Source organism: Mastigocoleus sp. MO_188.B34 (assembly GCF_030065675.1).
Classification (GTDB): Bacteria; Cyanobacteriota; Cyanobacteriia; order Cyanobacteriales; family Nostocaceae; genus Mastigocoleus.
In genome coordinates, this window is record NZ_JASJDK010000062.1 from 23,152 (window position 1) to 41,042 (window position 17,891).

The window sequence follows — 17,891 nt, forward strand, 5'->3', positions numbered from 1 at the left end:
TTGTATAGTACAAATATACATAAACATTCAATCAAAGAACAAGTAATAAAGAATATTAGTTTGAGGCGCGATCGCTTACCTGGAGATGTCAAAAATTCTTAAGGATCGAAAAGATTACCACCAAGCCTAATATACTCATTAAACCTGCAGGCATAAATTTACGTGTTTTTACGAATCTCACAGCAAATACAATAACTAACATACCTGCCACAGCAAAACCCAAAATCAAACCCCATTTTTGACCTTGCAATGTCACAAAACCCGATAGAAGTAATAATAATCCACTGATGACGCCACTTATAAGTGAAATTTTACTACCTGCTTTTTGATAACCAATAAGACCCCCTATAATTTCTAGGATGCCATATAAAATTATACTGAACACACTGATAGTCATTGTTAAAACCTATGTAGAAGATGAAGTGTAAGCCCGACTCAGATAGAAAATTTAGGATAGTGCGGTTACTTGAATCCCAAGTCTACTGATGAATAATGAAACAATGCCTACTTCCACAGAAGGGAAATTAAAAATAGATCGGATAAAAAATTCAATCAACTCCAGAATTCAGTTTATTCAACGCCAAGCTGCTTCTCTTTTAATTTACCAATCAGTCTTACAAGGTAAAGTGGGTGAAGCTTTTCTTGACCTGTTGCAGGCTATACGTTACACTGATGCCGATGCACGAGTTTGTTTGCAAGCTTATGGCAATTTCTTTAAATTGTTAGCTGCCAGACATCAAAACTGGGAAGAATATCTGATTACACAAATTATCAGGAATGAAAATCCCTTTAGCCAACTAGCGCAACAAAAAGATATGGAGAATTTAACTTCGGCTTTAGTTGCAGCTGTAGGGAAAGATTTACAAGCGTTACAAAGCTTACATGAATGTAATTGTGCCGTTTTAAGTGAATGGGTTCAAGTTGTAGCTCATCTCCCAATTTCACTAACAGTGTGGTACTCCTCTGAAGATAGGGTAGCAACGGCTAGAGAATCAGCAATGATTGCAAAAATATCTTCCCTGGATAACTGGGAAAATGCTGTATCTATTTTAGCTAATTACTACCAAGATTTTGGTGTTGGCTTATTTGCTAAATATCAAGCATTACGATGGCATGACAATCAGTTTATTGGTGTTAGATATCCAGATACGATTACACTCAAAGAATTGATTGGTTATGAGACCCAGCGAGATGCTTTGCTCAAGAATACAGAATTCTTACTATCAGGGCATTTCGCATTGAATATATTACTATACGGCAGTCGTGGCTCGGGAAAATCTTCCCTGGTGAAAGCTCTTTTAAACGAGTACGTCCATCGTGAATTACGTTTATTGGAAGTTAGTAGATTAGATTTAAAAAGCTTACCTGAGATTGTAGAAAAATTAAGAGGACGATCTCAGAAGTTCATTATTTTTGTTGATGACCTTTCCTTTGAAGAAGATGATGATGCTTTTAAGGCTCTAAAAGTTGTTTTAGAGGGTAATATTACTGCTAGACCGCAAAACGTTGTAGTTTATGCCACTTCCAATCGACGTCACTTAATTCGTGAATTTTTTGCCGATAGACCAGCCCTGAGAAATAATGATGAGATACATGCCTGGGATACTGTACAAGAAAAGCTTTCATTTAGCGATCGCTTTGGTTTAACTTTAACTTTTGAACCTGCAGATCGGGATACATATCTCAAAATTGTTCGCCAGTTGGCTTTGCAAGCTAATATAAATCTTACCCAAGAAGATTTGGATGCTCGCGCTTTGCAATGGGCTACTCGGCATAATGGTCGTTCCGGACGCACAGCCAAACAATTCGTAAACTATCTAAGTGCTGATTTGACTGTATCCGTGAGTGAATAAAATTACTGGCAATTTGTTAGTCAATTTTTCACTGTTGAGTATTGTAAGCTATTTAAATTACTATAAAACCCAAGCTTTACAGTTTTCAGTGACAATGATTCAAAAATATTAATGTAATATCAAACTACATAAAAATTATAGAGTGACTTATTTAGTCATGCTTCTTTATTAGTATCATGCAAGTAGCAATGGTAAGTAATCGATTTATCATAAATATCGTTGCCTTCGGTATAAGTTTTGGTTTGAGTTTTGCATTAACTGGTAGTTTTAAACGTGCAGCTATCATTGCACTACTCTATATTCCAACCACTTATATGGCGGTACTGTTCGCCCATCAGCGCCGAAAACATCACGATGCAATAATTTTAAAATCCTTAAAATCCCTAAATGGACAACTTAGGGAAATGGAAGACATAAAATCGCGGATGGTTGTTGAAATTAATAGTTTAGAAAAACATCGTTCGCTACTTTATTCAGAATCTAAACAATTACAAAATCAAGTAACGGAATATCGCCATCAACGAGATAGCATTGATCGTGAATTAAGTACCTATGCTGGGCAAAAAAAACAAGCAGAAACAGGAATACTGCAACTAAAAACAGAACTTGAGAACCTAGAAAAAAGTAAAGAAGAATTAGAAAAATATTTTTCTAAAATAACTGCAGAAAGTCGTCGTTTGGAAATTAACTGTAATGTATCGCGTTCAGAATTTATTAAAGTAAAAAATCAAATCGAGCAACTCGAACAGGACAAAAAAGAATTAGAGAATAATTTAACTTTGCTCAATCGAGTAAAGCCACAATTAGAAGAAAAGTTATATGACCTGCGTATTAATTTGCAGGAATTAGAAGTTGTAGAGTGCAAAAAAAACGAAATAATAAGTGCAAAAATTTCCGAGCAGCAAAGTCTTGAAGATAAACTGGGTAGTTTAAGAGAAGAGGTTGATACTAAGCAAGTCGAATTGTCACAGTTAAAAGGACAGGTATCCCTTCTACAAGACGAGCATGATATTTTGCAGGATCAAATTTACGACTTATTGCAGCAAATGGAAAATATCAACTCAAATCATTTGCTCGATCCAGGCCTAGAAGAACAAGACCTAGAAGAACAAGATTTAGAACCTTTTCCCTTTGCTGACCTGCTAGATCCATTAGAAACTGCAGAACTAGACAAAGAAAATGACGTTTCTACTGAGCTACCACAAGAATGGAAAATTCTTTTAGAACAACTTCCCGAGCATGAGGTTCAAGTATTGCAAGCATTAGTAGAAGAAGAAAACCCAAATCCCATTGTCAAAAATATTGCGCAGAGCAATATTACTATGCCTAATTTGCTGATTGATTCAATAAATGAGCGTGCGAGCGACACTCTTGGTGAATTGATTATCGATCCAGGAAAGGAATTTCCAGGAATATGTGAAGAGCATTTAGCAAAGGTTCAAACAATGATTGAAATTTATTCTCATAAGCTAGCCAAACAGGGATCTTCTAAGTAACTAGAATCTATTTACTTACTCTCATCACAATTATTATCATCAAATTTTCCCATCAAAAATAACCCTCGATAATATTGTCTATACTAATCAATACTTATAGTATGGGGCGATATTAATATTATGGGCTGCACGCCTCTGCATATTTTTCCAACTGAGGTGAACTAAATGGCAAAGTTGAAACTCTCAAAAAAAGTATCTGCGAGTTTGATTAACTCTCTGGCTGCTGGAGTCGTACCCAGATTAGGTATCGAAAACATTGCAGTAGGAAGAAAACAAGAGCTCAAAAGCCTTTTACAAAATCTCGATGATGTTGCAGAAGGTATTGCAGCATTTCGCTTTATTATTGGCAATTATGGTTCTGGTAAAAGCTTCATGCTTCAGTTAATACGAAATAAAGCGATGGAGCAAGGATTTGTAGTAGCTGATGCTGACTTATCTTCAGAGCGTCGACTCGCTGGAACTAATAATCAAGGTTTAGCAACATATCGGGAATTAATGAGTCATCTAGCAACCAAAACTCGTCCTGACGGTGGTGCTTTAGTCTCGATTTTAGAAGGTTGGATTAATAAAATTCAACAAGAAGTAGTTAAAGAAACAGGAATGCAACCTAATGATGAAGATTTCGACCGTCAAATTGAAGTAAAAATCAGAGAAGTAATCAACTACATTGAAGATTTAGTTCACGGATTTGATTTTGGAAATGTCATTATTGCTTATTGGCGAGGATATTGTAATGATGATGAAGATCTAAAAAATGCTTCACTTCGCTGGTTAAGGGGTGAATTCTCTACAAAAATAGAAGCGAAAGTAGCTTTGGGAGTAAGAGTAATTATTGATGATAACAGTTGGTACGACTATATAAAATTATTAGCTAAATTTGTTGCTGAAATTGGTTATAAAGGACTTATTGTTTTGCTAGATGAAGCAGTCCATTTATCTCAAATATCCACAACAGTTACCAGAGAAAAAAATTATAATAGGTTGCTGGCAATGTTTAACGATACCGTGCAATGCAAAGCCGAAAACCTAGGTATTATGATTGGTGGTACTACAAAATTTTTAGAAGATCGCAATCGCGGGCTATTTGCTGATTCTGCTTGGCGCAGGCGCACTAAAGAAAGTCGCTTTGCAACGCAAGCTGGTGTAAGTGAGTATTTGGGACCTGTTATCCGCCTAAATCCCCTGAAAGAAGAGGAAATACTAACACTTTTACAAATATTAACTGATATTCACTCTGCTAATTTTAATTATCAGAGTCAATTGAAAAATAAAGATTTACAAGAATTTATTCAAGAAATTATTAGTCGCTTGGGTGCCGATGCATTACTTACGCCAGGTGAAATCGTCAGAGACTTTATTGCCATACTGAATATAATTTATCAAAATCCCCAGATTTCTTTTACTCAATTAATTCATGGTTATGATTTTAAACCAACAGCAGTTCAGAAAAACATGATCTCAGACGCGGAAGATGATGTAGCTGAGTTTAGTTTGTGAACAAAATTTATTTACAAACCGAAATGTATTAAAAGTTGTAGTTTTTGGTATTTATTCTGTTCGTACAGCATCCTTTAAATAGGTTCAATACTGTATTAATCTTACTTAAAGTTTGATGCTTATGGGTAAACATGTAAAATATTCCCCAAAGATAAATCATTAAATTGAGTATGGATAAATACCGACTTTATCTACACTAAATCAGGATAGCTTTTCACAAATAATTTTCAATTTGTGTTCGAGTTGTAATGTTAATTTAATTTCCTAGTTCCATCTGATTGATAAATTGGACTTCATTGACTACAGCCACACCAAGAATCATACCCATGACTACCGTGTTTGCTATGACTGCAACTGCAACTAAACCATAGAGTCGAAATTTAGGATTTTTCATCCCTTCAACCTCCTAAGTGCTTCGTAGTTTCAACATAGAAGATAAATGTCAAGAACTTTGTAATTTGGCGTTCAAGTAAAGCTAGTATATGTTTACTTGTTTTTTCTGTACTCCTTGGGCTGGTAAAATTTAGTGGAGAAAACTATTTTTGAGATCCATGACTGCGGAAACAGATCGGGTTGATTCAAATACTCAGGGTGCGGATGCTGTAGATAATGCAATTGCTAAAGGAGTTGATTTAGATGGTTCTCCAATTCCTCCAGCTAAATTAGAATTGTATCACCAAGTTATGGGATTGGAGGCAAATAGACAACGTAGCGGAGTATCCAATACCATGCGCTCGCGTATTGTTAGAATTGGCGCAAAGCACATTCCTCAAGCAGAACTAGATCGAATGTTACTCGAAGCTGGTTTTACAGCCCTCAAGGAAAAGGAAGTAGCTTTTTTCTATGGTGGTAAGTAAGTTTTATTTCCCCGTAGGGGAATAGATATTGATACTTCCCGTAGGGGAATAGATATTGATACTTCCCGTAGGGGAATAGATATTGATACTTCCCGTAGGGGAATAGATATTGATACTTCCCGTAGGGGAATAAGTATTGATACTTACTCTAGGAGAATAGGTATTGATACTTCCCGTAGGGGAATAAAGTTACATTCCCTCAAGAAAATTAAGTTTGTATGTCTTCAACAAAGAAATAAGTTTTGTATTGTTTCCACGGGGAAACAAATACTCACACTTCTATTTTAGGAAAATAGAGGAATCAAAAAAAATCACTACCAAAAGTCGTTGACTTGGTATCCTAATTCAAGAATCATTTGCCGCAGTAAAGGTAAACTCAAACCAATAACATTACTGTGGCAACCTTCAATTTTTTCTACAAACAATCCCCCCTTACCTTCAAGAGCAAAACTTCCAGCACATTTGAGAGGTTCGCCAGTAGCAACATATGCCTTAATGACATCATTACTCATTGGCGCAAAGTAAACTTTTGTCACTTGACATTTTACCAAAGAGCGATTTTGAAGATTATCAATCAAAGCATGACCGGTAAATAAATCGCCAACATTCCCTTGCATTTCTTGCCAGCGATCGCATGCTTCGGCTTCATCTCTTGGTTTTCCGTGAATATGACCATTAATTAGTAAAACAGAGTCGCAACCCATAACTAAAGCAGATGGGAATTGATGACTCACAGTTTTTGCTTTACTCAAAGCTAAATTCTGTACTAGTTCTGATGGATCTTTAAGTTTGATTTGTGACTCATCAAAATCACTGGGTACTACCTTGGGTTCTATACCAACAGTTTGTAGCAATCGACGGCGTGCTGGTGAAGCTGAAGCCAATACAAATTTGGGAATTTCCATGAGACTTTGCTTGTGGCAGAAAAATCAAGCTAACAAAAGAACATTAACTTAAGTTTTGGTTAATAAACAGAGAAGGATAAAACAGTATCTTCAATCAGTCTTTTGACTTTTGGCCAACGTCTTTGAGAGACTGATGCGTTTAGGGTAAATACTTTACCACGGCGAAGTGCAACACTGGCAAGATTATGTCTTTTCTTATTGTTTGGCAGCTTTACGACATATTCCAACATATAGTAAGTTTTATCTTCGACTTGCCGTTCGCGAGCATCAACTAACTCTGCTTTTCGTCCACTACCTTCAGGGGCTAAAGCATTTTTACCCAATTTATACCCTACTTCCGTAGGAGTACCTAATTCTGTAAGAGTCTTATTGGAAGGAGCAGGGCTAACAATAACTGAAACGTTTTCCGTAGTTTCAATGATGTCGTGGAAAACCACATCTGGTCCACCAGAAACTTTTACTTGTACCCAGCCGTTGGGATATAAGAACTGATATCCTTTGTCGGTATTTACGTAACTTTTCAGACCAGCTGCTGCTGCAATATCAACATTTGTAATAAAAAAACTCAGTGTTATCAAAAATAAAAGTAAAAATTTTTTCCACATTTCTATACCTTCCTTTGGGTCTGGAGCAAGCGTTCTACCGGAGTATTCACATTTCTTATTGTCCCATCAAGAAGTAATTTTCGGTGAATACAAACTGTATAAGACTGAATTTAAGTCATATTTGCTAATTTCAGGGTCTATCTATATTTGTAAATTTGAGCAAACCTGTATTAAATCAACCACAAATAAAATTCTCACAAGCGTTTAGGATTCTAGAGATTCAAAATTTTAGCGATTAAAAATATTGCCACAGACACCGCAAAAAACTGATTTATATCATTCAGAAAATACATAACGGCGTACTAATCTAAAATGGCAGATTTACTTAAATATTGGTTTTCAGAACAAGATGTGAGTAATATTACATACTCCATACCATTACGAGTAAAGTGTTTTGCTAGTATTAATTGATGATTTACCTAAATTAATTAGGTAAGCTAAAGTTCTAAGTATTTTGGTTGTTGACTGAAATAGTTTTATATGGAACGGGATATTTCTGAAGACATCAGTGGTGCTAGATGTTACCTTGAGCTAGGTTCTGACAAAAAGTTAAAAATTCACTGCCTGCTTTAAATTCCAACGAAGGAAAATAAATAAAAGTTAAGGTTGTGAAAATAATCTTCCAGCAAGTTGATATTGAGCAATCAATTTAATTACTACAAAACAAACAAACTATGGTGAATACATCATTTGCTGCGATGAATGCAGGTCGCACACTCAAAGTAGTTGGAATAATTTTGATTTTGTCTTTTCTAATTGATTTTATTATTTTGCTACTTCCCTTTCAGCCAACGGATAGAACTTGGCAAATTAGCTTAGCAACAGCACTGGTTGACCGAGGAATTGTACCTATAGTGGGATTAGGTATGTTATTCAGTGGCTACTGGGCTGATAGTTTTGCTAATGATAATTCTGGAAATTCCGGTATTGATTTAAGAATGCCAGCATTGATACTTTCCAGTATTTTAGGGTTAATGTTTTTGCTAATTTTTCCATTACACCTCAATAATGTTCGTCAAGCTAGCACTCAACGAGTAGAGCAAATTAATAAGCAAGCAGAGCAAGCCCAAACACAGTTAAGTCGTCAAGCTTCCCAGTTAGAAGCCCAATTGAACAGCGAACAGGGTAAAGCTGTACTAGAAAATAGACGTAAGCAGCTAAAAGCTCAAATTACTGAATTATTAAAGGACGAAAAGAAGTATAATGAAGCGCTAGCAAATCCAGCCCTAAATTCAAACCTTAAAGAATTACTGAACAAAGCTAAAGCTAATCCTAAAGATATAGACAAATTAGTTGCGCAACAAATTGACCCTCAAGCTTTAGCAAAGCAGCAATTAAGTCAAATTAACGAACGCAAAGAAGAAGCTGCGAAGCGTGAAAGAGATGGAGCGTGGCGTTCTGGAGTGCGAATTGGCATTAGTAGTTTATTGTTGGCAATTGGTTACATTATTATCGGTTGGACTGGTCTGAGAAATATGGGTACTTTACGAGGTAATTCACGTAAAGCCACCACTGCTTAGTTGAATTAATTTATTGGTGTGAGGCAGTAAGAGAAATTAGTTTCCAACTAATTCTCACGCTGTCCTCAAACTTTAGACTTCCCAAATTTTAGACTTCTCAAATTTTGAATAATTTTTTTCAATTTCTTTAAAATCAATTTATAAAAATAATTTTAAATATTGCCGCTTATGATTTCAATTTACATATTGACATACAACGAAGAACTGGATATTGCAGCTTGTATTGAGTCAGCAATGCTTTCAGACGACATTATTGTTGTTGACTCATGTAGTAGCGATCGCACGGTTGAAATAGCCAATTCTTATCCCGTAAGAGTTGTCACACATCAGTTTGAAAGTCACGGACGCCAGCGCACTTGGATGTTAAATTATATACCTCCAAAACATGAATGGGTTTACATTCTTGAAGCAGATGAACGCATGACACCGGAGTTATTCGCTGAATGCAAAGAGGTAATTCAAAATTCTAAAGCTCAAAATTCTGAAGTTCACAATCCTGAAGTTCAAAATTCTGAAGTTCAAAATTCTGAATGTGTTGGATACTATGTTGCCGAACGCGTAATGTTCATGGATCGTTGGATTCGTCACTCTACCCAGTATCCACGCTATCAATTACGCCTGTTAAAACACGGTCAAGTTTGGTTTGATGACTATGGTCATACAGAACGGGAAGTTTGTGAAGGTGCTACAGGTTTTCTCAGAGAAACTTATCCCCACTATACCTGTGGGAAAGGTTTGAGTCGTTGGATTGATAAACACAATCGTTATTCCTCAGATGAAGCCCAAGAAACGTTACATCAATTACATAACGGTAAAATTAATTGGCAAGATTTGTTTTTTGGACGTTCGGAAGTAGAACGTCGTCGGGCTCTGAAAGATTTATCTTTGCGTCTTCCTGCTAGACCCTTAATTCGCTTCTTTTACATGTATTTCATATTGGGTGGGTGCTGGGACGGACGCCCAGGCTTAGCATGGTGCACCTTACAAGCATTTTATGAGTATCTAATCGTACTTAAAATTTGGGAATTAAAACATCTTTCCCAACCATCTTTGAATTCAAGATTGTCTCTGGATGGAATTAGTAAAATTCACCATGCTCTCAAAAATCCTTGAAAAAACTAGAAATTATTACCAAGTATTAAAGATCTTGTTAACATAAATTAATAGTCTTCACATAATTTTTTGTCCAGTTTGTCTCTGGATAAGGGATACATTATGGCATCTAAAGATATTTACTTATTTCGCAGCTTTGGGGAATTATGAGCAGCTTTTTGCTGAGCGCGGTAATATTAGTAATAATCTGAATGACTTGCAACAATCGTTTACAAGTCTTAAACATATAAAGTAACAGCCCTACAAATCACTGGATCGGGATCCCGATCAATTTTTGTATGCCTATGAGTTAGTAAATATTTCTTACGTTCTTGTTAATTAAATACGGGTGAATTTTTCCCTTACCTTCACTTTCCAATATTTCTTGAGGTCTTACCGATTTTGCGACGATTGGTTGAGATATCAGAAAATATTGGATATGAGGAGAACAAGGGAAAAGAAAAAATAAAAAATATTTTTGTTGCGATATCCAAAATCTGAGTGACTACGCGTCAAATATGATGTCTATAAATTGCAACATCAATTTCGTGTCTTTTCTGCTAATAGCATCACCAAGACACAAGGTTCCACTAAGCAAAAAAAGGAGAGCAATAGCTTGGTAACCGAACGCTGGAAACAAAGCTTAAAAAATGACTTAATAGCTGGTTTGTTGGTAATTATTCCCTTAGCAACAACTATTTGGCTAACAATTACAATCGCTAGTTGGACAATAGATTTTCTAACTAAAATTCCCAAACAACTAAATCCCTTTGATGGGATGAATCCAATCTTAGTAAACCTATTAAACTTGGTGGTGGGGCTAATGGTGCCATTACTAAGCATACTTTTGATTGGTTTAATGGCTAGAAATATAGTTGGGCGTTGGTTGTTAGATGTTGGCGAGCGTATTTTACAAGCTATCCCATTAGCAGGGCAAGTATACAAAACACTCAAACAGCTTTTAGAAACATTACTCAAAGATTCTAAAGGTAAATTTAGTCGGGTGATTTTAGTTGAATATCCCCGTCAAGGAATATGGGCAATAGGTTTTGTCACAGCAGTAATTAGCAGTGATATTCAAAGTAAAATGAAGAAACCGATGCTCAGTGTTTTCATTCCTACGACTCCTAACCCAACAACTGGTTGGTATGCAGTCGTTCCAGAAGACGAAGTAGTTAATCTATCTATTTCCATAGAGGATGCCTTTAAGATTTTAGTTTCTGGTGGTATCGTAGCTCCTAATACCCTGTTGCCGCCCCTCAAGTTATCTAAGGATAAGGAGCGCAAACTCGAAGTTTTCCCTCCTACCTTCAAGCGGCAAATAACGCCAGTGGAAGAAACTTGAGGAGATTTACAGTTGATACGGTATCTACTCGATACAGTTTGAGCTAATAATTTCGAGCTATTAATTTGAGCCAATAGATCTAAATTTCTTATTCTTCACCCCTCTTTGACAGTTATGGAAGCCCAAAAATCTCCTCATAAAGGTTCTCGAAAACCTCGCCAAATTGCCCGTGAATTAGCCTTGCTAAGTCTTAGTCAACTGCCAACTAACCCCAATAAACTGACTGAGGTTCAACTACCTAAATTATTGCTAGCAGCCGTGAGAACGCTGACTTCAGAAGTTCAAGATACTTTAGATAATGCTGCGGGACAGTTGCAGCGCGGTAATGATCGACTTTTGAGTAGTCAAACTCGTGCTAGTGACCTCAATAATTCTCGGACTATGGTTAGGGAGGCGATCACGCATACCCAAACCGCAATCAACCAACTGGGTGCGGCGGTAGACTTCCCAGAATTGATTCAATTGGCGAACCAAGATCGAGAAGTTGCAAGATATGCGATTGAAATTGTCAAAATAGCAAATAGTGAGCAAAAACATCTCGATCAAGTCATTTCTGAAGCATTAGTAGACTGGCAAGTCAATCGCCTTGCTCAAATAGATCGAGATATTTTGCGAATCGCTGTGGCAGAAATGGTGTTTTTAGGACTGGAAAACAGAATTGCAATCAATGAAGCAGTAGAACTGGCTAAGCGTTATAGTGGCGAGGATGGTCACCGTTTTATTAACGGTGTACTCCGTCGAGTCACAGAACAACAAACAGAACAAAAATAAAAAATTGGTATTTAGGTATCGATTCGGGTAAACCTTAGAAATTGAAAAGCTCTATAAGGATAAAAACTTCTGTTTTGGAGATGTTTTTAAGAATTTGATTCTTGTTTTGAGAAGGACGAAGTACAAAAACGCTAAAGTAGTAGATGAATTTAATAAGTAAACTTTTTGCAGATGATTGTTTGGGTCAATGAGGAGTAAAAAACAGAATTTAGACCTTGGTACTTGTTTTAAGCATGGTAACTCTCTTGTTAGTGTGGAGTTAAAATAACTAATATTACTAACAGCAATGGTTTTTAATTGGTTTCGTCGTCAATATAACGATTCATCTAAAACAACTTCTGACGAAAAAAAAGAAGAAAAAATTAGCGCGAAGGAAGAAGATACAAGTACTTCATCCTCAAAAACGTCACCTATTACAGAAACAGAAAATTCTTCAGATGAAGCAGTTGATTATTTGGTGTGGGCGAAGGCTGCTTACAAAAATATTCAGGAAAAACAGCAAACTCAGGAATTACCGTCTCAAGAAACTCAAGAAGTAAGAGAAACTTCTCCAGAAACAAAAACACAAACAGAAGAATCTGTCGCTCAAGAAGAAACCAGCAATAGCGATATCATAGCTTCAGAAACTACTCAAGAATTACCTGTTACAACAGAGTCAAAAACAAAAGAATCAGCTACTGAAGAAGCTAGTGATCGCAATACTGTAGTTTTAGAAAGTACTGAAGAATCATCTAGTACAACAGACACTGAAAAAGAAACATCAGTAATTGAGGTCGAACAAACTAGGAAAACAATAGTTTCAGAAAGTACTCAAGAGTTATCTAATACACCTGTTGAAAGTACTGTTCTGGAAAGTACCATTGCTGAAAATAGTGTTACTGAACAAGAAAGTAATATTAATGAAAGTACTGCTTCTGAAAGTAATACAACATTTCACGCTGCTCAAGAAGTAAAAACTGATGTGGAGGAAACATCAGACCAAGAAAAAATCTCTGTTACAGCCAATAGTAGCGACCGACCTCAAGCAAATCTATCTTTTTTAGAGCGAGCGGCTGCAGAGAGAAAAGCTAAGCAAGAAAGATTAATCGCCAATGCAATTGAAACTTCTGAACCAGAGACAGAGGGAGTAGCGAGTCAAATAAGTACCGACGCCGGTTCCAATATTGATTCTTCAGCAATTCCTGGAGTGGAGTTTGATGAGGGATTCTTATGGTCAGCAGAAATTTTAGCAGCCCAAGGTCGGCGTCCTGAAGATATTTCTGTCGAAGAAATTACATGGCTGAAAAAATTGCGTCAGGGTTTAGGAAAAACACGACGAGGAATTCTTAACCAACTCCGTGCAATTGTCGGTCAAGGACCTCTCAACCAAGCAGGGGTAGAAGAAATTGAAGCACTACTTCTACAAGCAGATGTTGGTGTAGAAGCTACTGATTTCATTGTTAATTCTCTGCAAGAAAAACTTCGTCAAGAAACTCTTCCACCAGAAAAAGCAATTGCTTATCTCAAAGAAATTCTTCGAGATATGCTTGACACACCATTGAAAAATTCCGATCGGTCGGTTTTTGCACCTGATAAAGATTCTTTCAATATCTGGTTGGTAAATGGGGTTAATGGTGCAGGAAAAACCACAACTATAGGTAAAATTTCTCATCTTGCCCAAAAATCCGGTTATAAATGCTTAATTGGTGCTGCGGACACATTCCGTGCAGCAGCAGTAGAACAGGTAAAGGTTTGGGGAGAAAGAAGTGGAGTTGAAGTAATTGCTAATAAAGGCAAAAATACTGATCCTGCAGCGGTAGTTTTTGATGCAATTTCAGCCGCTCAAGCCCGAGGAACAGAACTACTTTTAATAGATACTGCGGGAAGATTACAAAACAAGAAAAATTTGATGGAAGAACTCAGCAAAATCCGGCGGATTATTGACAAGAAAGCTGCCGATGCTCGAGTAGAATCATTGTTAGTGCTTGATGCAACCTTGGGACAAAATGGTTTGCGCCAAGCCCAAGTATTTTCCCAATCAGCTAAACTCAGTGGTGTTGTTCTAACTAAACTTGACGGGACAGCTAAAGGTGGAGTTGCTTTGGCTGTGGTCAAACAGTTAGGTTTACCAATTCGTTTTATTGGTGCAGGAGAAGGTATTGAAGATTTACGTCCTTTCTCTAGCTATGAGTTTGTTGAAGCATTATTGAGTAGTTGAGCAACTCTATTAGTTACTAAAAAAATTAGGGCTTGTGCTGTATCTTAGACCAATATTTTTTAATTATCTAATTGCAAAAAAATGTGTCAAATAGTACAAGCCCTGACGTAAATATTATTTGGTACTAACGATCCTAATTTGTTAAAATTTGGCTTTTGTAAGTCAATCAGTTCCAACAGCTTTCATATATTGTTTATCATACGCTCAGGAATTTTTATAATTTGTAAAATTTGCATATTACCCACAAGACTTGTAGTTGCTAATTTTTCCATATTAATCCAAGTTGATGTGAGAGTTTCAGTAAATTCTACAGCGAAAAATTACTGAGTAGTTATGTGACATTTTAATGAAAACGACAAGATTTCTGTTGTGTTGTGAAAACTTTTAGGTTATGCTTTGTTCAGATTTTTCAATTCTACCTAGTCGTATATATTTTCATCATTTTAATTTTGGTTATATGTGTGAATATCTGCTTGATTTGTAAGCAAGAGGTGGTAGAATTCCTAAATATTTAGAACTGAAATATTGTTCTGAATAATGCCTAATTTTTACAGAGTATCAACAGTTGAAAAATTATAAATTGTAGCAGAATTACTTATGCGTACATTTTTGAGGAAGTTTATCTAAGGGATATTCGGTATTATCCACTCAATGGGAATTAGGAAAATAAAAAATGACTTTTGTATCTTCAGGTATATGATTTAGTAACCAAAATTATGAAAATATTACAATCTTGATGGGTTAAGCTTTGAAAAATTATTTTGATTTTACTCAAACTGATTAACAAGTGTAAACACTCGAATTTTAATGTCAGTGGAGATAGAATTCAGCAACAAAAATGAAATACTTATAAAGTTTATCTATTATTTCTTTCAGAAGAAGCTAAACTAGCAGTTCCCACATCAATGTAGTTTAGTCATCGATTTATAAGATAACGTACAAGTAATTTCAGTTATAGATATCCCGCTTTTGAAGTCATATTACTGCCCGTGTCTCAATCACCTTTTCCATCCAGTGAAAATAATGGTAGTGCTGCAACTGACGTCACTCCAGTTGTTGCGCTTAAAGAACTTGTGGCACGATTGCATCGAGAGCAAAATAAGATTCAAGATTTGTTAAGTTCATTGGGTTTTGCTCTTAGAAGCTTCAATAATTTAAATCAATTCCTAGAATTAATCCCATTGATGGCAACAAGGGTAACTGATGCTGATGGTAGTGCCTTATTTCTTTATAAACCCAACGGTCAAGTAAGACTAGAACAGTTGCACTGGCAAGATAGCCGCCAAAGAAAAAATATTCGTAAAGCATTAGAAAACGCCAGTAGCGAAATCACTTTAGCACCCAGTTCTCCTCCAATTGCAACAGCTACAGGCATTTTGGACGATCGCATGCATCGCTATTTAGGACCAGATATTCAGATTTTTGGCACCGCGATTTTGGTTAAGCACACTGAGCGGGGATGGTTATATGTGCTGAGTCGTGATCGAGAATATACTTGGACAGAAACTAGGCAGAAGTTAGTGCGTTTAGTTGCCGATCAGACTGCAGTTGCGATTGAGAATGATGAATTGGGAGTAGAACTGAGAAAGAAAGAACGTCTGGATCAAGAATTAGAGATTGGCGCAGAAATTCAAAGGCGACTTTTACCACGTCAATTTCCGACTATCCCCGGAGTGAGCTTAGCTGCTCGTTGTAAGCCAGCAAATCGTGTAGGTGGAGACTATTACGACTTTATTCCTACTAGTCACAAGCAAATTCAACCCCACGCTCACAGTGTTTCTGTTAATGGTCGTTGGGGTTTAGTCATTGGTGATGTGATGGGAAAAGGTGTTCCCGCAGGATTAATCATGACTATGATGCGGGGAATGTTGCGGGGAGAAGTTTTAAATGGTCACTCACCCGCGAGAATTTTACAAAATTTAAATCGGGTAATGTACGCGGATTTAGAAACCTCTAACCGCTTTGTAACAATGTTTTACTCAGAGTATGACCCCAATACTCGAGTTTTATCTTTTAGTAATGCTGCTCACAATCCGCCTTATTGGTGGCATGCAGCAACTAAGACAATTACTCGGTTAGATACTATTGGTATGCTTATTGGGTTGGATGCGAATAGTGAGTACGAAGATGCTCAAGCGACCTTAGAAGCAGGAGATACAATTATCTACTATACCGATGGTTTTACTGATGCTGCGGATAGTAGCGGTGATCGCTTTGATGAGGAAAATTTGATTTTATCTTTATCAACTGCTTGTAGAAAATTTAGTAATCCACAAGATATTTTGGATTATGTATTTGCCCAAGTATATGAGTTTATGGGTACAGATAAACCCAACACAGATGACATGACTTTGGTTGTACTCAAGTTGGAAGAGTAGTAAGTAGTGTAATCGCCTCCATAGAAATTAAGTTTATTACTTACTCAAAAAATATAGCTTTTCAGCACTCAAGGGACAAAAATTTCATAAAGAATATAGCGGATTGCAAGTCAGTAAAGTACGGCTAAAAAGCTAAAACCCAGGTGTAAAGCTATTCTATCGTGCTGTGTTAACCTCCATAGGACATGGGCAGTCTAGTCTGTCCTGTTAGCGCAGTGGTGTGCTACAGCGCATAATTCTGCTACATATATGAATAATATAAATTTATTATCCTTTAAATCATAAAGGTAGTTTAACTTATTTGATTTGTAGTTTAATTTATTTAATTTATTACTACAGATAATAATTCGAAAAAACACTCGCTAAATTGAAAATAAGAGTTGATTTTTTCTTTGTATAAAACAAGTAAGTTATTAATATTCATGAGCCAAGTAACACTAATTTTGATTTAATTATATTTACTTGTATAAAATTTAATCTGTTTTTTATACTATCTGTGATTCTTAATTTAAGTGAGTTTGTGGTCATTTTGGTTTTAATAAGATTAAATTTCTCTTACTTAAACAATTAATTCTTTACATATCAGGAGATACAAATCATAAGCTTGTAAAACTATATAAGCAATATTAAGTATATTAATACAAGTAAAGCAATAAACAATATAACTACCCAAGTACTTAGATAGTATATTATTTATCAATTTTATATCCTCGCATTATTGTATTTATACTAGTAGACACAACCACTAAAAGTAACATTAGTTACTTTTTATTTAGAACTCGTATTTTCAACTAAAGGGCAAATATTTCTCGAGATTTTTGTCTTTTTTTTTATTTTTTTTTGCCTAAGTGAAGCAAAATTTCCCTAAGTGTGGCACTCTGAAAAACAGAGAACTCTCAAATTTGATATTTTCGCTACAAAATTCACCTACATAGGTTATGCAAACGCTGGCAACACCAACAACAACCTCAAATAACACATTTAACCAACCCAACATCGACACTACTATCAAACGGCGAAAAACTCGCCCAGTTAAGGTAGGAGATGTGACCATTGGTGGCTCTCACCCAGTGGTAGTACAGTCAATGATCAATGAAGATACCCTCGATATTGATGCTTCTGTTGCAGCAATTCGTCGCTTACATGAAATTGGCTGTGAGATTGTCCGCGTTACTGTACCTAGCATTGCTCATGCTAAAGCTTTAGCGGAAATTAAACAAAAATTAATCAAGACTTACAGAGATGTCCCCCTTGTGGCTGATATACACCACAATGGGATGAAAATTGCTTTGGAAGTTGCCAAACATATAGAGAAAGTACGGATTAATCCAGGTTTATATGTGTTTGAAAAACCAGACGCAAATAGAACTGAATA

General features: G+C 36.2%; 15 protein-coding genes. 11 read left to right on the plus strand and 4 right to left on the minus strand.

Going from position 1 to position 17,891, the window contains the following annotated elements; translation table 11 throughout:
* Nucleotides 1-88: 88 nt before the first annotated feature.
* On the minus strand, nucleotides 89-397 hold the full coding sequence (locus tag QNJ50_RS15670) for a TMEM14 family protein (protein ID WP_300636802.1): 309 nt from the start codon (nucleotides 395-397) through the stop codon (nucleotides 89-91).
* 88 nt (nucleotides 398-485) lie between these two features.
* Here QNJ50_RS15670 and QNJ50_RS15675 point away from each other — a divergent pair, with 88 nt between their 5' ends.
* The 3 genes from QNJ50_RS15675 (at nucleotide 486) to QNJ50_RS15685 (ending at nucleotide 4,846) form a co-directional block, all read left to right on the plus strand.
* On the plus strand, nucleotides 486-1,853 hold the full coding sequence (locus QNJ50_RS15675; RefSeq protein WP_300636804.1) for an ATP-binding protein: 1,368 nt from the start codon (nucleotides 486-488) through the stop codon (nucleotides 1,851-1,853).
* A 176-nt stretch (nucleotides 1,854-2,029) separates the two neighbouring features.
* Nucleotides 2,030-3,349, plus strand: coding sequence for a tellurite resistance TerB C-terminal domain-containing protein (locus tag QNJ50_RS15680; protein ID WP_300636805.1), 1,320 nt, complete (start codon nucleotides 2,030-2,032; stop codon nucleotides 3,347-3,349).
* 165 nt (nucleotides 3,350-3,514) lie between these two features.
* Nucleotides 3,515-4,846 carry an ATP-binding protein gene (locus tag QNJ50_RS15685; RefSeq protein WP_300636807.1) on the plus strand — a complete coding sequence of 444 codons (1,332 nt, stop codon included), beginning with the start codon at nucleotides 3,515-3,517 and terminating at the stop codon, nucleotides 4,844-4,846.
* A gap of 256 nt (nucleotides 4,847-5,102) precedes the next feature.
* Here the strand turns inward: QNJ50_RS15685 and QNJ50_RS15690 are convergent, their stop codons facing one another.
* Nucleotides 5,103-5,240, minus strand: coding sequence for a hypothetical protein (locus tag QNJ50_RS15690; protein ID WP_300636809.1), 138 nt, complete (start codon nucleotides 5,238-5,240; stop codon nucleotides 5,103-5,105).
* 157 nt (nucleotides 5,241-5,397) lie between these two features.
* Between QNJ50_RS15690 and QNJ50_RS15695 the strand changes: the two genes are divergently transcribed.
* The gene (locus QNJ50_RS15695; RefSeq protein ID WP_300636811.1) at nucleotides 5,398-5,703 is read left to right on the plus strand and encodes a DUF4090 family protein; all 306 of its coding nucleotides are present in this window, start codon (nucleotides 5,398-5,400) and stop codon (nucleotides 5,701-5,703) included.
* Nucleotides 5,704-6,017: 314 nt separating this feature from the next.
* Here QNJ50_RS15695 and QNJ50_RS15700 read toward each other — a convergent pair whose 3' ends face one another.
* Nucleotides 6,018-6,608, minus strand: coding sequence for a Maf family protein (locus tag QNJ50_RS15700; protein WP_300636813.1), 591 nt, complete (start codon nucleotides 6,606-6,608; stop codon nucleotides 6,018-6,020).
* A gap of 59 nt (nucleotides 6,609-6,667) precedes the next feature.
* Nucleotides 6,668-7,213: a photosystem II reaction center PsbP gene (psbP, locus tag QNJ50_RS15705; protein WP_300636815.1), complete on the minus strand. Its 546-nt coding sequence runs from the start codon at nucleotides 7,211-7,213 to the stop codon at nucleotides 6,668-6,670.
* A gap of 674 nt (nucleotides 7,214-7,887) precedes the next feature.
* Here psbP and QNJ50_RS15710 point away from each other — a divergent pair.
* The 7 genes from QNJ50_RS15710 to QNJ50_RS15740 form a co-directional block, all read left to right on the plus strand.
* On the plus strand, nucleotides 7,888-8,733 hold the full coding sequence (locus tag QNJ50_RS15710; RefSeq protein WP_300636817.1) for an HpsJ family protein: 846 nt from the start codon (nucleotides 7,888-7,890) through the stop codon (nucleotides 8,731-8,733).
* A 168-nt stretch (nucleotides 8,734-8,901) separates the two neighbouring features.
* Entirely contained in the window at nucleotides 8,902-9,846 is a 945-nt protein-coding gene (locus QNJ50_RS15715; protein ID WP_300636819.1) for a glycosyltransferase family 2 protein, read from the plus strand.
* A 595-nt stretch (nucleotides 9,847-10,441) separates the two neighbouring features.
* Nucleotides 10,442-11,170 carry a DUF502 domain-containing protein gene (locus QNJ50_RS15720; RefSeq protein WP_300636821.1) on the plus strand — a complete coding sequence of 243 codons (729 nt, stop codon included), beginning with the start codon at nucleotides 10,442-10,444 and terminating at the stop codon, nucleotides 11,168-11,170.
* 114 nt (nucleotides 11,171-11,284) lie between these two features.
* Nucleotides 11,285-11,941 (plus strand): transcription antitermination factor NusB, encoded by a 657-nt coding sequence (gene nusB / locus QNJ50_RS15725; protein ID WP_300636823.1) that lies wholly within the window; start codon nucleotides 11,285-11,287, stop codon nucleotides 11,939-11,941.
* 286 nt (nucleotides 11,942-12,227) lie between these two features.
* Nucleotides 12,228-14,138 (plus strand): signal recognition particle-docking protein FtsY, encoded by a 1,911-nt coding sequence (ftsY, locus tag QNJ50_RS15730; RefSeq protein WP_300636825.1) that lies wholly within the window; start codon nucleotides 12,228-12,230, stop codon nucleotides 14,136-14,138.
* Between the two features lie 983 nt (nucleotides 14,139-15,121).
* The gene (locus tag QNJ50_RS15735; protein ID WP_300636831.1) at nucleotides 15,122-16,516 is read left to right on the plus strand and encodes a PP2C family protein-serine/threonine phosphatase; all 1,395 of its coding nucleotides are present in this window, start codon (nucleotides 15,122-15,124) and stop codon (nucleotides 16,514-16,516) included.
* 938 nt (nucleotides 16,517-17,454) lie between these two features.
* The coding region (locus QNJ50_RS15740) for a flavodoxin-dependent (E)-4-hydroxy-3-methylbut-2-enyl-diphosphate synthase (protein ID WP_300636827.1) at nucleotides 17,455-17,891 on the plus strand (437 nt) is incomplete at its 3' end.

Coding starts and splice junctions, on each gene's coding strand:
- QNJ50_RS15670 (WP_300636802.1), bottom strand. CDS start 397: ATGACTATCAGTGTGTTCAGTATAATTTTATATGGCATCCTAGAAATT.
- QNJ50_RS15675 (WP_300636804.1), top strand. CDS start 486: ATGAATAATGAAACAATGCCTACTTCCACAGAAGGGAAATTAAAAATA.
- QNJ50_RS15680 (WP_300636805.1), top strand. CDS start 2,030: ATGCAAGTAGCAATGGTAAGTAATCGATTTATCATAAATATCGTTGCC.
- QNJ50_RS15685 (WP_300636807.1), top strand. CDS start 3,515: ATGGCAAAGTTGAAACTCTCAAAAAAAGTATCTGCGAGTTTGATTAAC.
- QNJ50_RS15690 (WP_300636809.1), bottom strand. CDS start 5,240: ATGAAAAATCCTAAATTTCGACTCTATGGTTTAGTTGCAGTTGCAGTC.
- QNJ50_RS15695 (WP_300636811.1), top strand. CDS start 5,398: ATGACTGCGGAAACAGATCGGGTTGATTCAAATACTCAGGGTGCGGAT.
- QNJ50_RS15700 (WP_300636813.1), bottom strand. CDS start 6,608: ATGGAAATTCCCAAATTTGTATTGGCTTCAGCTTCACCAGCACGCCGT.
- psbP (WP_300636815.1), bottom strand. CDS start 7,213: ATGTGGAAAAAATTTTTACTTTTATTTTTGATAACACTGAGTTTTTTT.
- QNJ50_RS15710 (WP_300636817.1), top strand. CDS start 7,888: ATGGTGAATACATCATTTGCTGCGATGAATGCAGGTCGCACACTCAAA.
- QNJ50_RS15715 (WP_300636819.1), top strand. CDS start 8,902: ATGATTTCAATTTACATATTGACATACAACGAAGAACTGGATATTGCA.
- nusB (WP_300636823.1), top strand. CDS start 11,285: ATGGAAGCCCAAAAATCTCCTCATAAAGGTTCTCGAAAACCTCGCCAA.
- ftsY (WP_300636825.1), top strand. CDS start 12,228: ATGGTTTTTAATTGGTTTCGTCGTCAATATAACGATTCATCTAAAACA.